19 protein-coding genes are annotated in these 16,404 nt (G+C 69.5%); 7 read left to right on the top strand and 12 right to left on the bottom strand.

The genetic code is table 11. The features are described 5' to 3' along the window. The first annotated feature begins 6 nt into the window (after nt 1-6). Nucleotides 7-1,368, top strand: coding sequence for a DNA repair protein RadA (radA, locus tag DEJ13_RS00875; protein ID WP_111108208.1), 1,362 nt, complete (start codon nt 7-9; stop codon nt 1,366-1,368). A gap of 15 nt (nt 1,369-1,383) precedes the next feature. Here the strand turns inward: radA and DEJ13_RS00870 are convergent, their stop codons facing one another. Next, entirely contained in the window at nt 1,384-1,767 is a 384-nt protein-coding gene (locus DEJ13_RS00870; RefSeq protein WP_181437157.1) for an SseB family protein, read from the bottom strand. 295 nt (nt 1,768-2,062) lie between these two features. On the opposite strand from DEJ13_RS00870, the gene DEJ13_RS00865 reads away from it, so the two are divergent. The 3 genes from DEJ13_RS00865 (at nt 2,063) to DEJ13_RS00855 (ending at nt 3,635) form a co-directional block, all read left to right on the top strand. Then, the gene (locus tag DEJ13_RS00865) at nt 2,063-2,269 is read left to right on the top strand and encodes a cold-shock protein (RefSeq protein WP_056126521.1); all 207 of its coding nucleotides are present in this window, start codon (nt 2,063-2,065) and stop codon (nt 2,267-2,269) included. A gap of 116 nt (nt 2,270-2,385) precedes the next feature. After that, entirely contained in the window at nt 2,386-2,832 is a 447-nt protein-coding gene (locus tag DEJ13_RS00860; RefSeq protein ID WP_111108210.1) for a hypothetical protein, read from the top strand. A gap of 71 nt (nt 2,833-2,903) precedes the next feature. Next, nucleotides 2,904-3,635 (top strand): DUF3800 domain-containing protein, encoded by a 732-nt coding sequence (locus DEJ13_RS00855; RefSeq protein WP_111108211.1) that lies wholly within the window; start codon nt 2,904-2,906, stop codon nt 3,633-3,635. Between the two features lie 141 nt (nt 3,636-3,776). Here the strand turns inward: DEJ13_RS00855 and DEJ13_RS00850 are convergent, their stop codons facing one another. Together DEJ13_RS00850 and DEJ13_RS00845 are read right to left on the bottom strand one after the other, a co-directional pair. Beyond that, nucleotides 3,777-4,472 (bottom strand): hypothetical protein, encoded by a 696-nt coding sequence (locus tag DEJ13_RS00850; RefSeq protein WP_111108212.1) that lies wholly within the window; start codon nt 4,470-4,472, stop codon nt 3,777-3,779. 64 nt (nt 4,473-4,536) lie between these two features. Further along, complete coding sequence (locus DEJ13_RS00845; RefSeq protein ID WP_181437158.1) at nt 4,537-5,079, bottom strand: amino-acid N-acetyltransferase; 543 nt, start codon at nt 5,077-5,079, stop codon at nt 4,537-4,539. Between the two features lie 81 nt (nt 5,080-5,160). Between DEJ13_RS00845 and DEJ13_RS00840 the strand changes: the two genes are divergently transcribed. Further along, a complete protein-coding gene (locus DEJ13_RS00840) occupies nt 5,161-5,613 on the top strand; it encodes an SRPBCC family protein (protein WP_056126528.1) in 453 nt (150 codons plus the stop codon). A gap of 67 nt (nt 5,614-5,680) precedes the next feature. Further along, nucleotides 5,681-5,863 carry a hypothetical protein gene (locus DEJ13_RS00835; protein WP_146245336.1) on the top strand — a complete coding sequence of 61 codons (183 nt, stop codon included), beginning with the start codon at nt 5,681-5,683 and terminating at the stop codon, nt 5,861-5,863. A 73-nt stretch (nt 5,864-5,936) separates the two neighbouring features. Here DEJ13_RS00835 and DEJ13_RS00830 read toward each other — a convergent pair whose 3' ends face one another. Continuing rightward, a complete protein-coding gene (locus tag DEJ13_RS00830; RefSeq protein WP_056126530.1) occupies nt 5,937-8,459 on the bottom strand; it encodes an ATP-dependent Clp protease ATP-binding subunit in 2,523 nt (840 codons plus the stop codon). Between the two features lie 209 nt (nt 8,460-8,668). On the opposite strand from DEJ13_RS00830, the gene DEJ13_RS00825 reads away from it, so the two are divergent. Next, nucleotides 8,669-9,601, top strand: coding sequence for an NAD(+)/NADH kinase (locus tag DEJ13_RS00825; protein ID WP_056126718.1), 933 nt, complete (start codon nt 8,669-8,671; stop codon nt 9,599-9,601). A 142-nt stretch (nt 9,602-9,743) separates the two neighbouring features. On the opposite strand, the gene DEJ13_RS00820 is transcribed toward DEJ13_RS00825, so the two are convergent. The 8 genes from DEJ13_RS00820 to DEJ13_RS00785 form a co-directional block, all read right to left on the bottom strand. Beyond that, nucleotides 9,744-10,799, bottom strand: coding sequence for a sigma-70 family RNA polymerase sigma factor (locus DEJ13_RS00820; protein WP_056126532.1), 1,056 nt, complete (start codon nt 10,797-10,799; stop codon nt 9,744-9,746). Nucleotides 10,800-11,135: 336 nt separating this feature from the next. Continuing rightward, nucleotides 11,136-11,267 carry a hypothetical protein gene (locus tag DEJ13_RS00815; protein WP_258374221.1) on the bottom strand — a complete coding sequence of 44 codons (132 nt, stop codon included), beginning with the start codon at nt 11,265-11,267 and terminating at the stop codon, nt 11,136-11,138. Nucleotides 11,268-11,319: 52 nt separating this feature from the next. Further along, complete coding sequence (locus DEJ13_RS00810) at nt 11,320-11,457, bottom strand: hypothetical protein (RefSeq protein ID WP_156463724.1); 138 nt, start codon at nt 11,455-11,457, stop codon at nt 11,320-11,322. A gap of 56 nt (nt 11,458-11,513) precedes the next feature. Then, nucleotides 11,514-11,717, bottom strand: coding sequence for a hypothetical protein (locus DEJ13_RS00805; protein ID WP_056126535.1), 204 nt, complete (start codon nt 11,715-11,717; stop codon nt 11,514-11,516). A gap of 40 nt (nt 11,718-11,757) precedes the next feature. Further along, the gene (gene lysS, locus DEJ13_RS00800) at nt 11,758-13,293 is read right to left on the bottom strand and encodes a lysine--tRNA ligase (RefSeq protein ID WP_111108213.1); all 1,536 of its coding nucleotides are present in this window, start codon (nt 13,291-13,293) and stop codon (nt 11,758-11,760) included. A 131-nt stretch (nt 13,294-13,424) separates the two neighbouring features. Then, a complete protein-coding gene (locus DEJ13_RS00795) occupies nt 13,425-14,150 on the bottom strand; it encodes a Rossmann-like and DUF2520 domain-containing protein (protein WP_056126541.1) in 726 nt (241 codons plus the stop codon). After that, on the bottom strand, nt 14,114-15,874 hold the full coding sequence (locus DEJ13_RS00790) for a PH domain-containing protein (protein ID WP_056126543.1): 1,761 nt from the start codon (nt 15,872-15,874) through the stop codon (nt 14,114-14,116). Before DEJ13_RS00790 ends, DEJ13_RS00795 begins: the two co-directional genes overlap by 37 nt. Before the next feature lie 7 nt (nt 15,875-15,881). Continuing rightward, nucleotides 15,882-16,403 (bottom strand): PH domain-containing protein, encoded by a 522-nt coding sequence (locus DEJ13_RS00785; protein ID WP_111108214.1) that lies wholly within the window; start codon nt 16,401-16,403, stop codon nt 15,882-15,884. Nucleotide 16,404 lies beyond the last annotated feature (1 nt).

Genomic DNA, 16,404 nt, shown 5'->3' with positions numbered 1-16,404 from the left:
CGACGCATGGCCCGCCCCCAGTCCACGTTCCGCTGCTCCGAGTGCGGGTGGACCACGATCAAGTGGGTCGGCCGCTGCGGTGAGTGCCAGTCCTGGGGCACGGTCGAGGACACCTCGGCCGTCACGGCGAGTGCTCGTGGCACCAGTGCCGTCGCCGTCACGGGGACCCGCATCGCGCAGCCCATCACCCAGGCCCGCGTCGGAGCCGTCCCGCGCTGGACCAGCGGCATCGGCGAATTCGACCGCGTGCTCGGCGGCGGCATCGTCCCGGGTGCGGCCGTCCTGCTGAGCGGCGAGCCCGGCGTCGGCAAGTCGACGCTCCTGCTCGAGGTCGCCTCGCGTGCCGCGGCGACCGGCAAGCGCGTGCTCTACGTCAGCGCGGAAGAGTCCGTCGACCAGGTCCGCCTCCGCGCCGAGCGGACCGGCGCCATGCACGACGAGCTCTTCCTGGCGAGCGAGGTCGACCTCGGCGTCATCCTCGGCCAGATCGACCAGGTCCAGCCCGACCTGCTCATCGCCGACTCGGTGCAGACCATCTCCTCGGCCTCGGTCGACGGCATCGCGGGCGGCACCTCCCAGGTCCGCGAAGTCGCATCGACCCTGATCCGCGAAGCCAAGCAGCGCAACCTGCCGGTCCTGATCGTCGGGCACGTCACCAAGGACGGCTCGATCGCGGGTCCTCGGCTGCTCGAGCACCTGGTCGACGTCGTCTGCCACTTCGAGGGCGACCGCCAGACCGCACTCCGCTTCGTCCGCGCGCTGAAGAACCGCTTCGGCCCCACGGACGAAGTCGGCTGCTTCGACATGGCGGGCGACGGCATCCACGAGGTCCCGGATCCCAGTGGCCTGTTCATGTCCCGCAACGGCACGCCCGTGTCCGGCACGTGCATCACGGTCGCGATGGAGGGACGGCGCGCGCTCCCGGTCGAGGTCCAGGCACTCGTCGTCCCCAGTTCGGCGCCGCAGCCGCGCCGGGTCGTCAACGGCGTGGACTCCTCACGCGTGGCGATGCTGCTCGCGGTGCTCGAACGCCGTGCGGGCATCAAGCTGTCCGACGCCGACGTCTACGTCTCCACGGTCGGCGGCATGAAGCTGACCGAACCCGGCGCCGACCTGGCGATCGTGCTGGCCCTCGCCAGCGCGGCACGCGACCGTCCGTACCCGCACACGCTCGCGGCGATCGGCGAGATCAGCCTGGCCGGCGAGATCCGCCCCGCCACCGGCGCCAAGCAGCGCGCGAACGAGGCCCGACGACTCGGCTTCACGACCGTGCTCGGCGCCGACGCCGAACACCTGCGCGAAGCACTGCGCGTCGCGTTCTCGATGACGAAGTCCGTCCGCGAACGCGAGCTCGACGCCGCCTTCTAGTCGGCGGTCACCGCGTCACGCGCGCAATGCGGCCAGCAGGTCCGCCGGCGACGACTGCATCGTGTGCGGGCCCGCGATGTCGAAGAACACACCCTCGAGCGTGTCCAGGTGCGCGGCGAGGAACTCCTCGAGCCGAGCCGCGTCGTAGACCATGACCTGCCGGACCTTCTCGTCCGGGACCATCGCCGTGTACGCGTCAGCCGACGAGAACAGCAGCAGGATGCGCTGCTCTGACCCTTCCCGACCGAACACGCGCACCTGCATGTCCTTCTTGCCGGTGACCAGCCGCGGCACGATCACGATGTCATGTCGCAGGGCGTACGCCACCGCTGCCACGTCCTGCTGCGCAAGCGCTTCCTCGAGCTGTTCGCTCCGGAATCGCTGTTCCTTCTCTGCCATCACCATCAAGTTCACCAGATTTCCCCGGATACCGGCGACCTCGTCTGGCCCTTCCTCCCCAGACACGCTACGTTGGTCACACCGCTTCGGCGGCGTCCAACGTCTGGACGAGGTGGTTTTGCCCCTCAACCAGACTCATGGGTCAGTGCAACCGGGTCTTCGACCCACCGTCTGATCCCGCACCCGTCCCGCCGGCACCTGCCCGCGTGGCGCATCATCCTCGTCGACATACGACGAGGCTCCGTCTGCGTGTCATACCGCGATGGAAAGCAAGAACAGTTAAGGAAACGCCATCATGGCAACTGGAACCGTCAAGTGGTTTAACAACGAAAAGGGCTTCGGGTTCATCGCCCCGGACGACAACAGCGCCGACGTCTTCGCGCACTTCTCGGCGATCTCGGGCAGCGGCTACCGCGGCCTCGAAGAGAACCAGAAGGTGGAGTTCGAGATCACTGAGGGCCGCAAGGGCCCGCAGGCGGAGAACATCACCGTCATCGGCTGAACCCCAGGGGAACGCTGACCGTCATCCGGTCGGCTGACCCCGAACACGACCGCGGTCGGACTCGATCGAACCTTCGTCATGACGAAGTTCGATCGGCCGGCCGCGATTGTGTTTGTATGACCTTTCGCACCACCATCGGCCGCACGTCCGCCGCACTCGTCCTGGGCGCTGCAGCCCTCGCTCTGACGGGCTGCGCCCAGATCCACCAGCAGGTCGGCAATGCCTGGGCCGTCACCTACGAGGTCAGCGTTGACACCGCAGACGCCAGCACCCTGCGAGACGTCGCCTTCGTCGGCTCCGAGAGCCGCGGCGACGCGCCGGAGAAGCGGACGCTGTCAACCGCGTCGACCAAGCCCGGTGCCGGCAACGGTGACGACGGCGCGACCTGGACGCACGAGTCGATCGTCCTCGCCGAGGACCCGGCCTCCGTCATGGCGACCCCTGAGGACGGCCAGACGGCGACCTGCCGCATCCTGCTCGACGGCAAGCGCGTGATCGCCGAGGAGCAGGGCCAGCCCGGGCAGCCCGTCCACTGCAAGGTGACCACACCGAAGTTCGACTGACCTAGGCCGAGGGAGTTGGGGCCGCCACCGGCGCGGAGTACCGGCATGCTGCACTGATATGCTGCGGTCTCATGTCGAGCGGGTACATCGTCTACGTCGACGAGAGTGGCGACCACAGCCTGACGAAGATCAACCCGGACTACCCGATGTTCGTCCTCGCGTTCTGCATCTTCCCCATCGACCTCTACGTTGACCGCATCGTTCCCCTCGTGCAGCGGATCAAGTTCGACTTCTTCAACCACGACATGGTCGTGCTGCACGAACGCGAGCTCCGCCAGGCAGCCCCACCGTTCGACGTCCTGCTCAACGCCTCCGTCCGGGCCAACTTCATGGACCGGATCGACGCCGTGTTCCAGGAACGCTTCGGGATCGTGGCGACGGCGATCCGGAAGCACGAGTTCCTCCGTCGCACAGGGGAGGCCGTCAGCCCCTACGACGTGGCGCTCGAGTACGGGCTGGAGCGTGTGTTCCTGCAACTCCAACAGCGTGGCGCTGCCCGTCGAGAGACGGTCGTCGTCTTCGAGAGCAGGGGGAAGAAGGAAGACCGCGAACTGCAGGATGAGTTCGACCGCATCATGGATCGCACTCGGATGCGTGGGATGGCCGAGTCCTTCCGCTTCCAGATCGCCAGCAAGCAAGCAAACAGCACCGGCCTCCAGATCGCGGACCTGGTCGCCCGGCCCATCGGGACGCACCTCTTGAAACCGGAACAGCCGAACAGGGCCTGGGAACGCCTCGTCGACCGCATGCCGAAGTCTCGCGACGGCAGCGTCCACGGGTGGGGCCTGAAGGTCTATCCCTGAGCGGACGACGGAGAACGTGCCGGCCGGCACCCTGCCACTGGCAAGCGAAAACCCCCGGCATGCCGGGGGTTCGACGCCGATCGGGCATTCCCAATCCACTTACGACCAGGATAGCAGCCGTCGCCGGACGACCACCCCCGATCAGTTCAGGATGAACTGCGCCGAGTCCGCCGACGTGATGTTCCCCACGGACACCTGCAGGTGGTAGCTCGCTCCCCCACCGGTCACCGACGGCCGAGACGAGTCGCACGTGGTCGTCGACGACCGGGTGCGGTCCCACGCGATCGCCGGCGTGGTCAGGGTCTGCCCGGCCTTGATCGTGACGTCCTGGTTCGTCCCACCGGTCTGGCAGTCCTTCGACGACCAGTACTGCTCCTCGCCGGAGCTGATCGTCAGGACCTGCTGCGCCGAACCGAGGTCCATGTGGCAGGACTTCGATCCGGTGTTCTCGATCGACATCGCGATCTTCGGGTCCTCGGTGGGGCCGTAGGCGCTCTTGTCGAGCACCGGCTTGAGCGCGATCTGCCCCTTGCCGCAGGTGTCCCCGTCTGCGGCGGAACCGTCAGCAGCAGAAGCGGAAGCCGAAGGACCGGGCGACGACGACCCCGACGACGGCGCGGACGACGCCGAAGCAGCGGGCGCCGGCGACGACGCAGCGGCCCGCGGCGAGGCGGACGGGGAGCCCGACGCGGCGACGGACGGAGCACCGTTCCCCCGACCGACGACGATGAGCACGACCACGATCACGACGATCGCGACGGCCCCGAGCACGGTCAGACGACGGCGCCAGTACACGCCCGGCTTCTGCGGGCCCACGGGGTGGCGGAACGACGACATGCGCACAGGGTAGGAGACGCCCGGCGCCCGGCGACGGAACCCCGCCGACGGCCGACGGAAAGCGTCAGAGGATCTTCAGCATGCGCGTGTTGCCGAGCGTGTTCGGCTTGACCCGCGCCAGGTCGAGGAACTCCGCCACGCCCTCGTCCGACGACCGCACGAGCTCGGCGTAGACGGACGGTTCGACGACCTGCTCGCCGATCTCCAGGTACCCGTGCTTCGCGAAGAAGTCGACCTCGAACGTCAGGCAGAAGATCCGCGCAACGCCGAGTTCTCGCGCGTCGTGCTCGAGCGCTTCGAGCATGCGGTGCCCGACCCGCTTGTGGATCCAGTCCGCGTCGAGCGCGAGCGTGCGCACCTCGGCGATGTCGTCCCAGAAGACCGCCAGCGCCCCACACCCGATCGGGGTGCCGTCGGGACCCTCGGCGATCCGGAACTGCTGGATCGAGCCGTACAGAGCGACGTTCTCCTTGCCGAGCAGGATCCGCCGGTCGACGTACGGCGAGATGAGCCGCTGGATGTGGGGCACGTCCGACGCCAGCGCAGGGCGCACCAGGATGCCGTGGTCGTCCCGCTCGTGGAACGCGTGCTTCCCGTGCTCACTCATCCCGTCAACACTAGCCCGAGTCCCGTTCGCGCCAGCCCGAGCCTGTGCCACGCCCAGCCCCCACCGCCTACCGTCGACGTCATGCCGCAGATCATCGAGACCATCGACGTCAACGTCCCCGTCAGCGCCGCCTACGGGCAGTGGACCCGCTTCGAGGAGTTCCCGCACTTCCTCGACGAGGTCGAGGAGATCGTCCAGGTCGACGACACGACCACCGACTGGACCGTCAAGGTCGCCGGTCAGGAGCGCAAGTTCCGCGCCGTCATCTCCGAGCAGCACCCGGACGAGCGCGTCGCCTGGACCGTGAAGGACGGCGAGACCGACCACGCCGGCGTCGTCACCTTCCACAAGCTCGCCGACGCCGAGACCCGCGTCACCGTGCAGATCGACTGGCAGCCCTCCGGCTTCCTCGAGAAGCTCGGTTCGGCCGTGGGCGTCGGTGGCCACGCGGTCAAGAAGGACCTGCAGAACTACAAGGAGCGTGTCGAGTCCGCTCCCGCCGACGCTGGCTGGCGTGGCGACGTGCAGGCCTGATCCCCTGCTGAACGACCGGAGGCCCGTGCTGGGAACCAGCACGGGCCTCCGGCGTACCGTCCGGCACATGGACAAGGACACCAACCCGGAACACCGCGAGGACAACGGGTCCCTCGCCGATCTCAACGACGAATCGATCGGGCACGCCTTCGACCAGACCAACGGTCTGGCCGACGGACTGACCGGTGATTCCGACGGCACCGCCGACAGCGACGTCGACAGCGACGCCGAACGAGGCGACCAGCTCTGACCGACCGGCAACCAGACAGACGGGAGGCCCGGTGCCAGCTGGCACCGGGCCTCCCGTCTGTCTGGTGTGGCTCCTAGGACTCGATCTCGCCCTGCGGGGCGGCGTCCGTTCCGGACTCCACGGCAGCGGCTCCGGCGAGGACCTCCTCGCGGCCCGGCTGGCGCCCGGTCTCGAACTCGAACTTGCCTTCGCGGAAGTCCACCTTGACGTGGTCGCCCGCGGTGAGCTCACCCTGCAGGATGTGCTCGGAGAGCTGGTCCTCGACCTCGTGCTGCATCGCGCGACGCAGCGGGCGAGCACCCAGGGCCGGGTCGAACCCGACCTTGATGAGCTGCTCCTTGGCCGGCAGGGTCAGCTCGACGGTCATGTCGCGGTCGAGCATGCGGTCGGACAGGCGCTTCACGAACAGGTCCACGATCTGCAGCAGCTCGGGCTGCGACAGCTGCGGGAACACGATCGTGTCGTCGACGCGGTTCAGGAACTCGGGCTTGAAGTGCTTCTTGAGCTCCTCGTTGACCTTCGCCCGCATGCGGTCGTAGCCGACGCCCGAGTCACCCTCGACCTGGAAGCCCACCGGGCCACCGGCGATGCCCTGCGAACCGAGGTTCGTGGTCATGATGATGACGGTGTTCTTGAAGTCGACGACGCGGCCCTGACCATCGGTCAGGCGGCCCTCTTCGAGCACCTGCAGCAGCGAGTTGAAGATGTCCGGGTGGGCCTTCTCGATCTCGTCGAACAGGACCACGGAGAACGGCTTGCGACGCACCTTCTCGGTGAGCTGGCCGCCCTCCTCGAACCCGACGAACCCGGGAGGGGCACCGAACAGGCGCGAGACGGTGTGCTTCTCACCGAACTCCGACATGTCGAGGGAGATCAGCGCGCCCTCGTCGTCGAACAGGAACTCGGCCAGGGCCTTGGCGAGCTCGGTCTTGCCGACGCCCGTGGGGCCGGCGAAGATGAACGAGCCCGAGGGGCGGTTCGGGTCCTTGAGGCCGGCGCGGGTGCGACGGATGGTCTTGGACAGGGCCGAGATGGCTTCTTCCTGACCGATGACGCGCTGGTGCAGGGCCTTCTCCATGAAGACGAGACGCGAGGTCTCCTCTTCGGTGAGCTTGAACACCGGGATGCCCGTGGCCTGGGCCAGGACCTCGGCGATGATGCCCTCGTCGACGGTGCCAGAGGCGGCCACGTCACCTGCACGCCACTGCTTCTCGAGGCGGAGACGCTCGCCGAGGAGCTTCTTCTCCTCGTCGCGCAGGCTGGCAGCCTTCTCGAAGTCCTGCTCCTCGATGGCGGCTTCCTTCGACCCGCGAACGGTCGAGATCTTCTCGTCGAACTCGCGGAGCTCCGGCGGCGCGGACAGGATCGAGAGCCGGAGGCGAGCGCCCGCCTCGTCGATCAGGTCGATCGCCTTGTCGGGCAGGAAGCGGTCCTGCACGTAACGGTCCGCCAGGTTCGCCGCCGACACGATCGCGCCGTCGGTGATCGAGACCTTGTGGAACGCCTCGTACTTGTCGCGCAGGCCCTTGAGGATGTTGATGGTGTGCGGCAGCGACGGCTCGTTCACCGTGACCGACTGGAAGCGACGCTCGAGTGCGGCGTCCTTCTCGAAGTGCTTGCGGTACTCGTCGAGCGTGGTGGCACCGATGGTCTGGAGCTCACCGCGGGCCAGCAGCGGCTTGAGGATCGACGCGGCGTCGATCGCGCCCTCTGCTGCACCGGCACCGACCAGCGTGTGGATCTCGTCGATGAAGACGATGATGTCGCCGCGGGTGCGGATCTCCTTCGTGACCTTCTTCAGGCGCTCCTCGAAGTCACCGCGGTAGCGGGACCCGGCGATGAGCGATCCGAGGTCGAGCGAGTAGAGCTGCTTGTCCTTCAGCGTCTCGGGGACGTCGCCCTTGACGATGGCCTGGGCGAGGCCCTCGACCACGGCGGTCTTGCCGACGCCGGGCTCACCGATCAGGACGGGGTTGTTCTTGGAGCGACGGGAGAGGATCTGCATGACCCGCTCCATCTCCTTCTCGCGCCCGATGACCGGGTCGAGCTTGCCGTCGCGCGCTGCCTGGGTGAGGTTCCGACCGAACTGGTCGAGGACCTGCGAACCCTGCTGCGCGTTCTGCTGCTGCTCGCCGCCGACGGCGACCGCTTCCTTGCCCTGGTAGCCGGACAGGAGCTGGATGACCTGCTGGCGCACCCGGTTCAGGTCGGCGCCGAGCTTCACGAGGACCTGGGCTGCGACACCCTCGCCCTCGCGGATGAGGCCGAGCAGGATGTGCTCGGTCCCGATGTAGTTGTGGCCGAGCTGGAGCGCTTCGCGCAGGGACAGCTCGAGGACCTTCTTGGCGCGCGGCGTGAACGGGATGTGCCCGGTCGGCTGCTGCTGGCCCTGCCCGATGATGTCCTGGACCTGCTCGCGGACGGCGTCGAGCGAGATGCCCAGCGACTCCAGCGCCTTGGCGGCGACGCCCTCGCCCTCGTGGATGAGGCCGAGGAGGATGTGCTCGGTGCCGATGTAGTTGTGGTTGAGCATCTTCGCTTCTTCTTGAGCGAGGACGACAACACGACGGGCTCGGTCGGTGAATCTCTCGAACATGTGCTCTCCCTTGGCCCTTCGTACCGGGCCGACAGCTGCACCGGGCTCGTGTGAGTCCGGTCACGTACATCGAGAGTAACCAGCGCTCCCCCCTCGGGCTGCCCCTGTTCGCCGTGGGCGTGACCCCCGTGCGTGCGGTGCGCTTCCCGGTCGCCGGGACGACCGGCCCCGCAGCGTGGCGGGCAGGTCCGCCCGGTAGCATCCGGCACATGGAGCAGCCCGTCGTCGGTCTCGTCGTGCACCCGACCAAGAACGTGCAGGAGTCCGTCACGACCCTGCAGCGCTGGAACTCCTCCGGCCGTGGACGCCTGGTCGCCCGCCGCATCGACGCCGCCCGCATCGGCGCGGTCATCGACGTGGTCGAGGACGAGGAGTTCACCGACATCGTCGACCTGGTGGTCGCGCTCGGTGGGGACGGCACGATGCTCGGGGCGATGCGCCTCGTCGCGAAGCGCCCGGTGCCGGTGCTCGGCGTCAACCACGGCAACGTCGGGTTCCTGGTCGAGATCGAGCCGCCGGAGCTCGAGGCCGCCCTCGAACGCCTGTCCGCCGGCGAGTACCAGCTCGAGCCGCACCACGCGCTCGAGGCCAAGCTGACGTGGAGCGGCGCCCGCACCGACTACCTCGCCTTCAACGACCTGACCATCGTCCGCCGCCCCGGCGCCGGGCAGGTCTCCGCCGACCTGAGCGTGGGCGGCTTCGGGTACGGGTACTACCGCGCGGACGCCATCGTCGCGGCGACCCCGGCCGGCTCCACCGCGTACAACTACGCCGCGGGCGGTCCGGTCCTGTCCCCCGCGCTCTCCGGGTCCGTCGTCACGCCGGTCGCGCCGATGGCGGGCATCGACCGCGCGGTGGTGCTCGCAGCCCGCGAGCGCTACCGGTTCGACATCGCCGAGGGCACCAGGAGCGCCGCACTCGAGGTCGACGGACTCGTCGTCGGCGAGGTCGCCACGGGCGCGCAGATCGACATGCGGCTGCGCAAGGACGCCGGCAGCGTCGTCCGGCTCGACGCCGAGCGGCACGGACGCACCGGGCGGGTGAAGCTGAGCCTGCTGGACCTGCCCGTCCGACCCGACCAGCTCGTGGAGCTGATCCCGAGCGACCTGCGGCAGAAGCTGCGACGCGAGGTCGAGGACTGAGCCGTCCCCGGACATGGATGTGGCCCGCCCGAGCAGTGCTCGAGCGGGCCGTTCCCATCACCCCACCGGATCGCCTTCCCACAGGACGACCCGGGTTCCCCCAGTCGGCACCGCGCACGGCACCGACCGAAGCTGTTGCGCGCTACTCGGTCAGGTAGAGCTGCATGTCCTGCGAGACCGCCTTGGCGAAGAGGCGCAGCTTGGCACGCGACTCGACGCGGCTGACCGCCTGGCGCGTGGTGTGCACGATCTTCGAGATCTCGTCGAGCGTCATCGGCTTGTCGTCGTCGAGGCCGTAGCGCATGCGGATCACGTTGGCCTCGTCGCTCGGCAGTTCAGCGACGATCGAGCGGATGTCGCGGTGCAGGAGCGTGGTCTCGGTCAGCTCGTTCGGGGACGCGGCGTCCTCGTCCTCGATGAAGTCGCCCAGCTCGCTGTCGTCCGAGTCACCGACGACGGTGTGGATCGAGACCGGCTCGTGCGAGCGGCCCTTGAGGTCGACGAGCTCCTCGACCGACATGCTCAGCTCTGCCGCGACCTCCTCGGGCATCGGCGCGCGGCCGAGGTCGACGGTCAGGTCACGCTCGGTGCGCGAGATCTTGTTGATGAGCTCGACGGTGTGCACCGGGATGCGGATCGTGCGGGCCTTGTCGGCGAGACCGCGGGAGATGGCCTGGCGGATCCACCACGTGGCGTACGTCGAGAACTTGTAGCCCTGCGTGAAGTCGAACTTCTCCACCGCGCGGACCAGGCCGAGGTTGCCCTCTTGGATGACGTCCATGAAGGGCAGGCCGCGCTGCGAGTAGCGCTTCGCGATGCTGACGACCAGGCGCAGGTTCGAGGTGATCATGCGCTCCTTGGCACGCTCACCGTCGCGGACGAGCCACTTGAGCTCACGCTGCAGGGCCTTGGGGAGGCCGGCCTCGGTGGCCAGCTTCTCGCCGGCGAACAGGCCGACCTCGATGCGGCGGGCGATGTCGGCTTCTTCCTCGGCGGTGAGGAGTGCCAGACGCCCGATGTGACGGAGGTAGTCACCGACCTGGTCGACCGATGCACCACGGACCCCGGCGAGCTGCTCGTCCGCCTCGACCTCGGCCACGGCGTCGAGCGTCGTGCTCTCGACCTTCGCGGTCTCGGTCTTCGCGGCCTTCTTCGTCCGGCGCGATGTCGTGCTCGGTGCTGTCGTTGCGATCGTCATGTGACTCTCCCTGCAGTGACGGTGACGGCGGTGGGTGAGACCAAGTAGAGCGGTCCGAGGGTGTACCCCACAAACCGGCGGGATCGATTCCCAGGGTTCTCCGTGCTTCACCATCGGAACCGTCCCCCGCGGGGTACGGCACCCTCGTGGCCGCGGGACGACCGATCCCCGAGATGACGCCGATGTCCCCGTGTTTCCGGTGTTGCGGGGATGTTTCCCGCAACCGCGCAACGTTGTACCCCGGGGTGCAGCGCTTCGTGGACAAGCAAAAGGGGTACGTCGATCCGGATCAGGTCGATCCGGTCGCCGTACCCCGAACAGCAGGCGGGTGGGGTGTCACCAGGAGGGCTCGAGCCAGCCCTCTCGGCGCTTCGAGACCTCGAGGTCGGCATCGCGGTCGTACTCGTCGTACTCGCTCTCGATGTCGCCGACCAGGCTGCGGACACGAGTCATCGGGGTGTTGGGCATGGCGATGATGCTCACACCGGACGGCAACCGCCACGTGAACGCCCGGCGACGCTCAGACGTCGATGTCGTCGTCGTCCCCGTCGTCCCAGGCGCCGTCGTCGCGCGCGGGGTCGGCCAACGCCGGGTGCCCGAACGCGTCGGTCGGGTCGAGGTCCACGGGGTCGACGGACTCAGGCGTCCACGGGTGCATGGGACGACGGTGCCACCGCCCGGTGAACGGACGGTGACGTGGTGTGCACGCCCGGGCTACTCCGCCGAGGCGGGTGCCGGAGCGGGCTTGCCGTGCTCACGCTCGAAGCGCGCGCGTTCCTCGGCCTCGACCTTGGCGTACGCGGCGCGCTCGGTGCGGTCGGCCCGCATGATCGCACGCATGACGAACCAGAACACGAGGCCGACCACGACGGTCGGCGTCAGGGCGAAGATGATCCCGGTCACGACTCCATGCGGCACACGGGCATCCTAACCCCGCGCGACGAGGCGCCAGCTGGGACTACTTCACCAGGGGGAACAGGATCGTCTCGCGGATGCCCAGGCCCGTGATGGCCATGAGCAGCCGGTCGATCCCCATGCCCATCCCGCCGGACGGGGGCATCGCGTGCTCGAGCGCGCGCAGGAACTCCTCGTCGACGCGCATCGCCTCGGGGTCGCCCCCCGCGGCCAGCTCGGCCTGTTCGACGAAGCGCTCACGCTGCACGACGGGGTCGACGAGTTCGGAGTACGCCGTCCCGAGCTCGAACCCGCGGACGTACAGGTCCCACTTCTCGACGACGCCCGGACGGCTGCGGTGCTGTCGGGTCAGGGGCGAGGTGTCGACCGGGAAGTTCATGACGAACGTCGGCCGGTCGAGGGAGTCGATCACGAAGTGCTCCCACAGTTCCTCGACGTACTTGCCGTGCGTGGCGTGCGCGACCTCGACGCCCTCGGCCGCGGCCAGCTCCTGCAGCTCGGACAGCGGCGTGGACGGGCTGATCGTGCGACCGGCGGCGTCGGACAGCGAGCCGTACATGTCGATGCGCGGCCACTCCCCACCGAGGTCGTAGGTCGACCCGTCGGGCAGCGTGACCTCGAGCACACCGCCGGTGACGGCACGCGTGGCGTTCTGCACGAGCTCCTGCGTCAGGTCGGCCATCTGCTCGTAGTCGCCGTACGCCTGGTAGGCCTCGACCATCGCGAACTCAGGCGAGTGCGACGAGTCGGCGCCCTCGTTCCGGAAGTTGCGGTTGACCTCGAACACCCGGTCGATGCCGCCGACGACGGCCCGCTTCAGGAACAGCTCGGGCGCGATGCGCAGGTACAGCTCGGTGTCGAACGCGTTGGAGTGCGTGACGAAGGGCCTGGCCGAGGCGCCGCCGTGCTGGGTCTGCAGCATCGGGGTCTCGACCTCGAGGTACTCGTGCGACGCGAAGGTCTGCCGGAGCGACGTCATCACGGCGGCGCGGGCGCGGACGGTGGCGCGCGCCTGGTCGCGGACGATCAGGTCGAGGTACCGCTGGCGGACCCGGGTCTCCTCGCCGAGCTCGTTGTGCAGGTTCGGCAGCGGCAGGATCGCCTTCGACGCCATCGCCCAGTCGTCGACCATGACCGACAGCTCACCCCGGCGTGAGGAGACCACCCGGCCGTGCACGAACACGTGGTCGCCCAGGTCGACGAACTCCTTCCACCGCGCCAGCGACTCATCGCCGACCTCGGCCAGGGACACCATCGCCTGGATCCGGGCACCGTCGCCGGACTGCAGCGTGGCGAAGCAGAGCTTGCCGGTGTTGCGCGAGAACACGACCCGGCCCGCGACGCCGACCAGGTCGTCCGTCTCCTGACCGGTCTCGAGGTGCTCGTGCCCTGCCCGGACCGCGGGGATGGTCGTCGTGATCGGCAGCTCGGCCGGGTAGGCCTGCACACCGGCGTCGAGCAGTCGCGCGCGCTTGTCGAGGCGGACCTGACGCTGCTCGCTGGTCTCCTGCTCGGCGAGCGCGGCAGCGTCGGCGAGCGCGGCAGCGTCGGTGTCGGTGGTGGCGGTCTCGTCGGTCATGCTGGTGCGGCTCCGGAGGTCGTGGGGGGACGCGTCGATGCTACCCGGCCACGTGCGATCCCCCGGAACCGCGGGGACGGTACCGCGGGGGCTGTACCGCGGGGGCTGTACCGCGGGGACGGTGCCGGGGCCTACAGCCGCGACTGCCCGTCGGCCGCGGCGAGCGCGTTGTCGACGGCCGACCGCACGAGTGCCCCGAGCACCCGACCGGGCTGTTCGACACCGATCCCGGACAGGGTGCCGGCCGACTGGTCGACGATCGCGGTCGAGAAGCTCACGGCGGCGCGCACGGCATCGGCGTAGGCGGGACGGTCCTGCTCGGCGACGACGAACGGCTCCGCCCCCATCTCGACGACGAGCGCCTGGGCGATGGGCAGGACGGGCGAGGGCGCCGTGACCGCGCACCAGGCGTCACGCAGTCGGACGAGGTCGATGCTCGTGCCGGTGAACGCCATCGCCGGGTGGATGGCGAGCGGGATCGCGCCGGCGGCCATGGCGGGCGCGAGGATGCCGACGCCGTGGTCCGGGCTCGTGTGCACGACGAGCTGCCCGGGCTGCCACATGCCCGCGTCCGCCAGCCCCTGCACGAGGCCGACCAGCTGGTCGTCCGGCACCGCGAGCAGGACGAGTTCGCTCCGCTCGACGAGCGCCGGCGTCTCGAGGACGGGCACGCCGGGCAGGAGCGCCTCGGCCCGGTCGACACTCGTCTCGGACACCGCGGTGATCCCCACGACGGCATGCTCGGCATTGGCCAGGGCCGCACCGAGGACCGGCCCGACCCGGCCCGCTCCGACCACCCCGACGCCCAGACGTCCGGCCCTCACCGGACGGCTCCGGTGGGCGGGACGTCGCCCCACCCGGCGGGCGCAGGTGCCCGGTCAGGAGGCCCGTGCCGCTCCGGTCCCGCCACCTGCGGTCCCGCAGCCGGTGCGGCGGCAGCGCCCCGGGCCTCCTGTCCGCCTGCTGGTGCGGAGGCGGACCGCCAGCGGTGCGAGGTGTCGGTGGCCGCGGCCTCGAGCGCGCGCTCGGCGGTCTCGGCCCACAGCTGCTGCGCGTCGCGGGCGTCGATCGCGCCCACCGTCGCCGTGACCGGACCGGACACGGTCTGCACGTGCACGGACGCCAACCGGAGCAGGCGCTCGACCGGACCCTGCGAGACCTTGACGCTCTGCACGCGCGGCAACGGCACGACGACCAGCGTGCGCCAGACGGCCCCGAGCCGCAGCAGCACGGCGCCCTGCACGAAGCGGTACCCGTTCCGGCGGGCCGACAGCGGGCGCAGCCAGCGACCGCGGCGGGGCGAGTGCCGGAAGCCGCCCTGGTCACCCGTGGTGGTCAGGCTGTCGTCCACGACGTCGACGGCCTCGGCGGACCCCTCGCGCATCCGGTCCTTCGAGGCGCCGGGTCCGACGACCGCGCTGCCGACGAGCGTGGGCAGGATGATCTCGAGGACCTGTCGGACGTCCTCGGCGGTCCCCACCGGCAGCACGATCGAGGACACCTGCTGGTTGTTCGACGCACCGTTGCCGGCGTTCGTCGCCCGGTTGATGCGGATGTCCCACCAGCCGAACGGTCGCCACAGCAACGGCTGCGCGACGCTGACCGCGTGGATGCGGCCCGGCGGCAGCGTCTCGTTCGTCGTCGACACCAGACCGAACCCGATGCGGATGCCGTCGCGGGTGTCCGCGATCGTGTACTGCAGCGACTTGGAGAACTTGCGGACGTAGTAGCCGCCGGCGCCGATCACCGCGGGGAACAGGGACACCAGCAGGAAGTACTCGCCCGTGACCGCGATGCTGACGATGATCGCGACGACGAGCAGCAGGATGAACACGGTCGTGCCGGAGAGCAGTGTCGACGCGATGAGCCGGCCGGGCCGCACCCGGACGATGCGCGTCGCGTGCACGGACGCCGGGTCGAGCTCGGGCGACAGGAACTCCGAGACGCGGTCCTGCACCAGACCGTTCGACGCGGGGTGGTCGGGGCCGGACTCGTCGTCCTGGGCTCCGGACGCCAGGACCAGGATGCGCTGCCGCAGGTCGTCACCGGCCTTCGCCCCGAGGTAGGCGAGCTGGACGTTCGCGTCGTTGCCGGCCTGGGCGATCTCGAGCTTGGCGGTGCCGAACAGCCGCGGGATGAGCGGGCGGCTGATGTTGATGCCCTGGATCCGGTCGAGCCGGGCCTTGCGGTGGTTGCGGAACAGGACACCCGAGCGCACCTCGACGATCTCGCCCGTCACCCGGAACTCGTGCATCCGCCAGGACAGGTAGAACAGGCCGATCAGCACGACCAGGAACCCGACGATCCCGAGCAGCACCCACCCGACCGCGCCGTGCTCGTAGACGTACCGGACGGGGTCGCCGTCCTCCTGCGGCCCGCCACCCGGGATGACCATCTCGACCAGGGTGTCGCGCAGGTTGTTGAGCACGATGCCGAGCACCACGATCAGGAAGATGCCACCGCGCAGCAGCGGCGTCAGCGGGTGCAGCCGGTGCCACTCGCCGTCGGTCAGGGGCGCGGCTGCGGCCGCGTTGCCGTGGCGCGGGGGTGCGGGCGGCGTCGGCCCGGGTCGGAACGTCACGGTGCCCTCAGAGCCCGGCGCGGCGGGACTCGGCGAGTTCGACCAGCCGGTCCCGGAGCTCGTCGGCGTGTTCGGCGGGGATGCCCGGGATGCGCACGTTGGTCGACGCGGCCGCCGTCACGAACTTCAGCTCGCTCATCCCGAGCATGCGGTCGAGCGGCCCGCGGTTCACGTCCACGAGCTGCAGACGACCGTAGGGCACCGCGGTGAAGCGCTGCCACATCAGGCCCTTGCGGAGCACGAAGTCGTCCTCGCGCAGGGCGTACCCGATCGCGCGGACCCGGCGGGGCGTCAGGATCGCGGTGACCAGCGTGGCGATGCCCACCGCGGCACCGATCAGGGTCCAGACGAGTCCGGCCGTGTCCGAGGGACCGCCGTTCGCGACCCCGATCAGGATGCAGCCAGCGGTGACGACGACACCGGCGAGGACGGTGGTGACGAGCTCGGTCCAGACGAGCTTCGACGACACCCGGGTCCAGTCGATTCCGGTCAGCCCGAGTCCGTGCTCGTCGAGTCGTTCGCGCGGCATC

Source organism: Curtobacterium sp. MCLR17_007, assembly GCF_003234655.2.
GTDB lineage: Bacteria > Actinomycetota > Actinomycetes > Actinomycetales > Microbacteriaceae > Curtobacterium.
The sequence above is the reverse complement of the archived record's forward strand: the minus strand, read 5'-3'. Positions and strand labels throughout refer to the sequence as shown.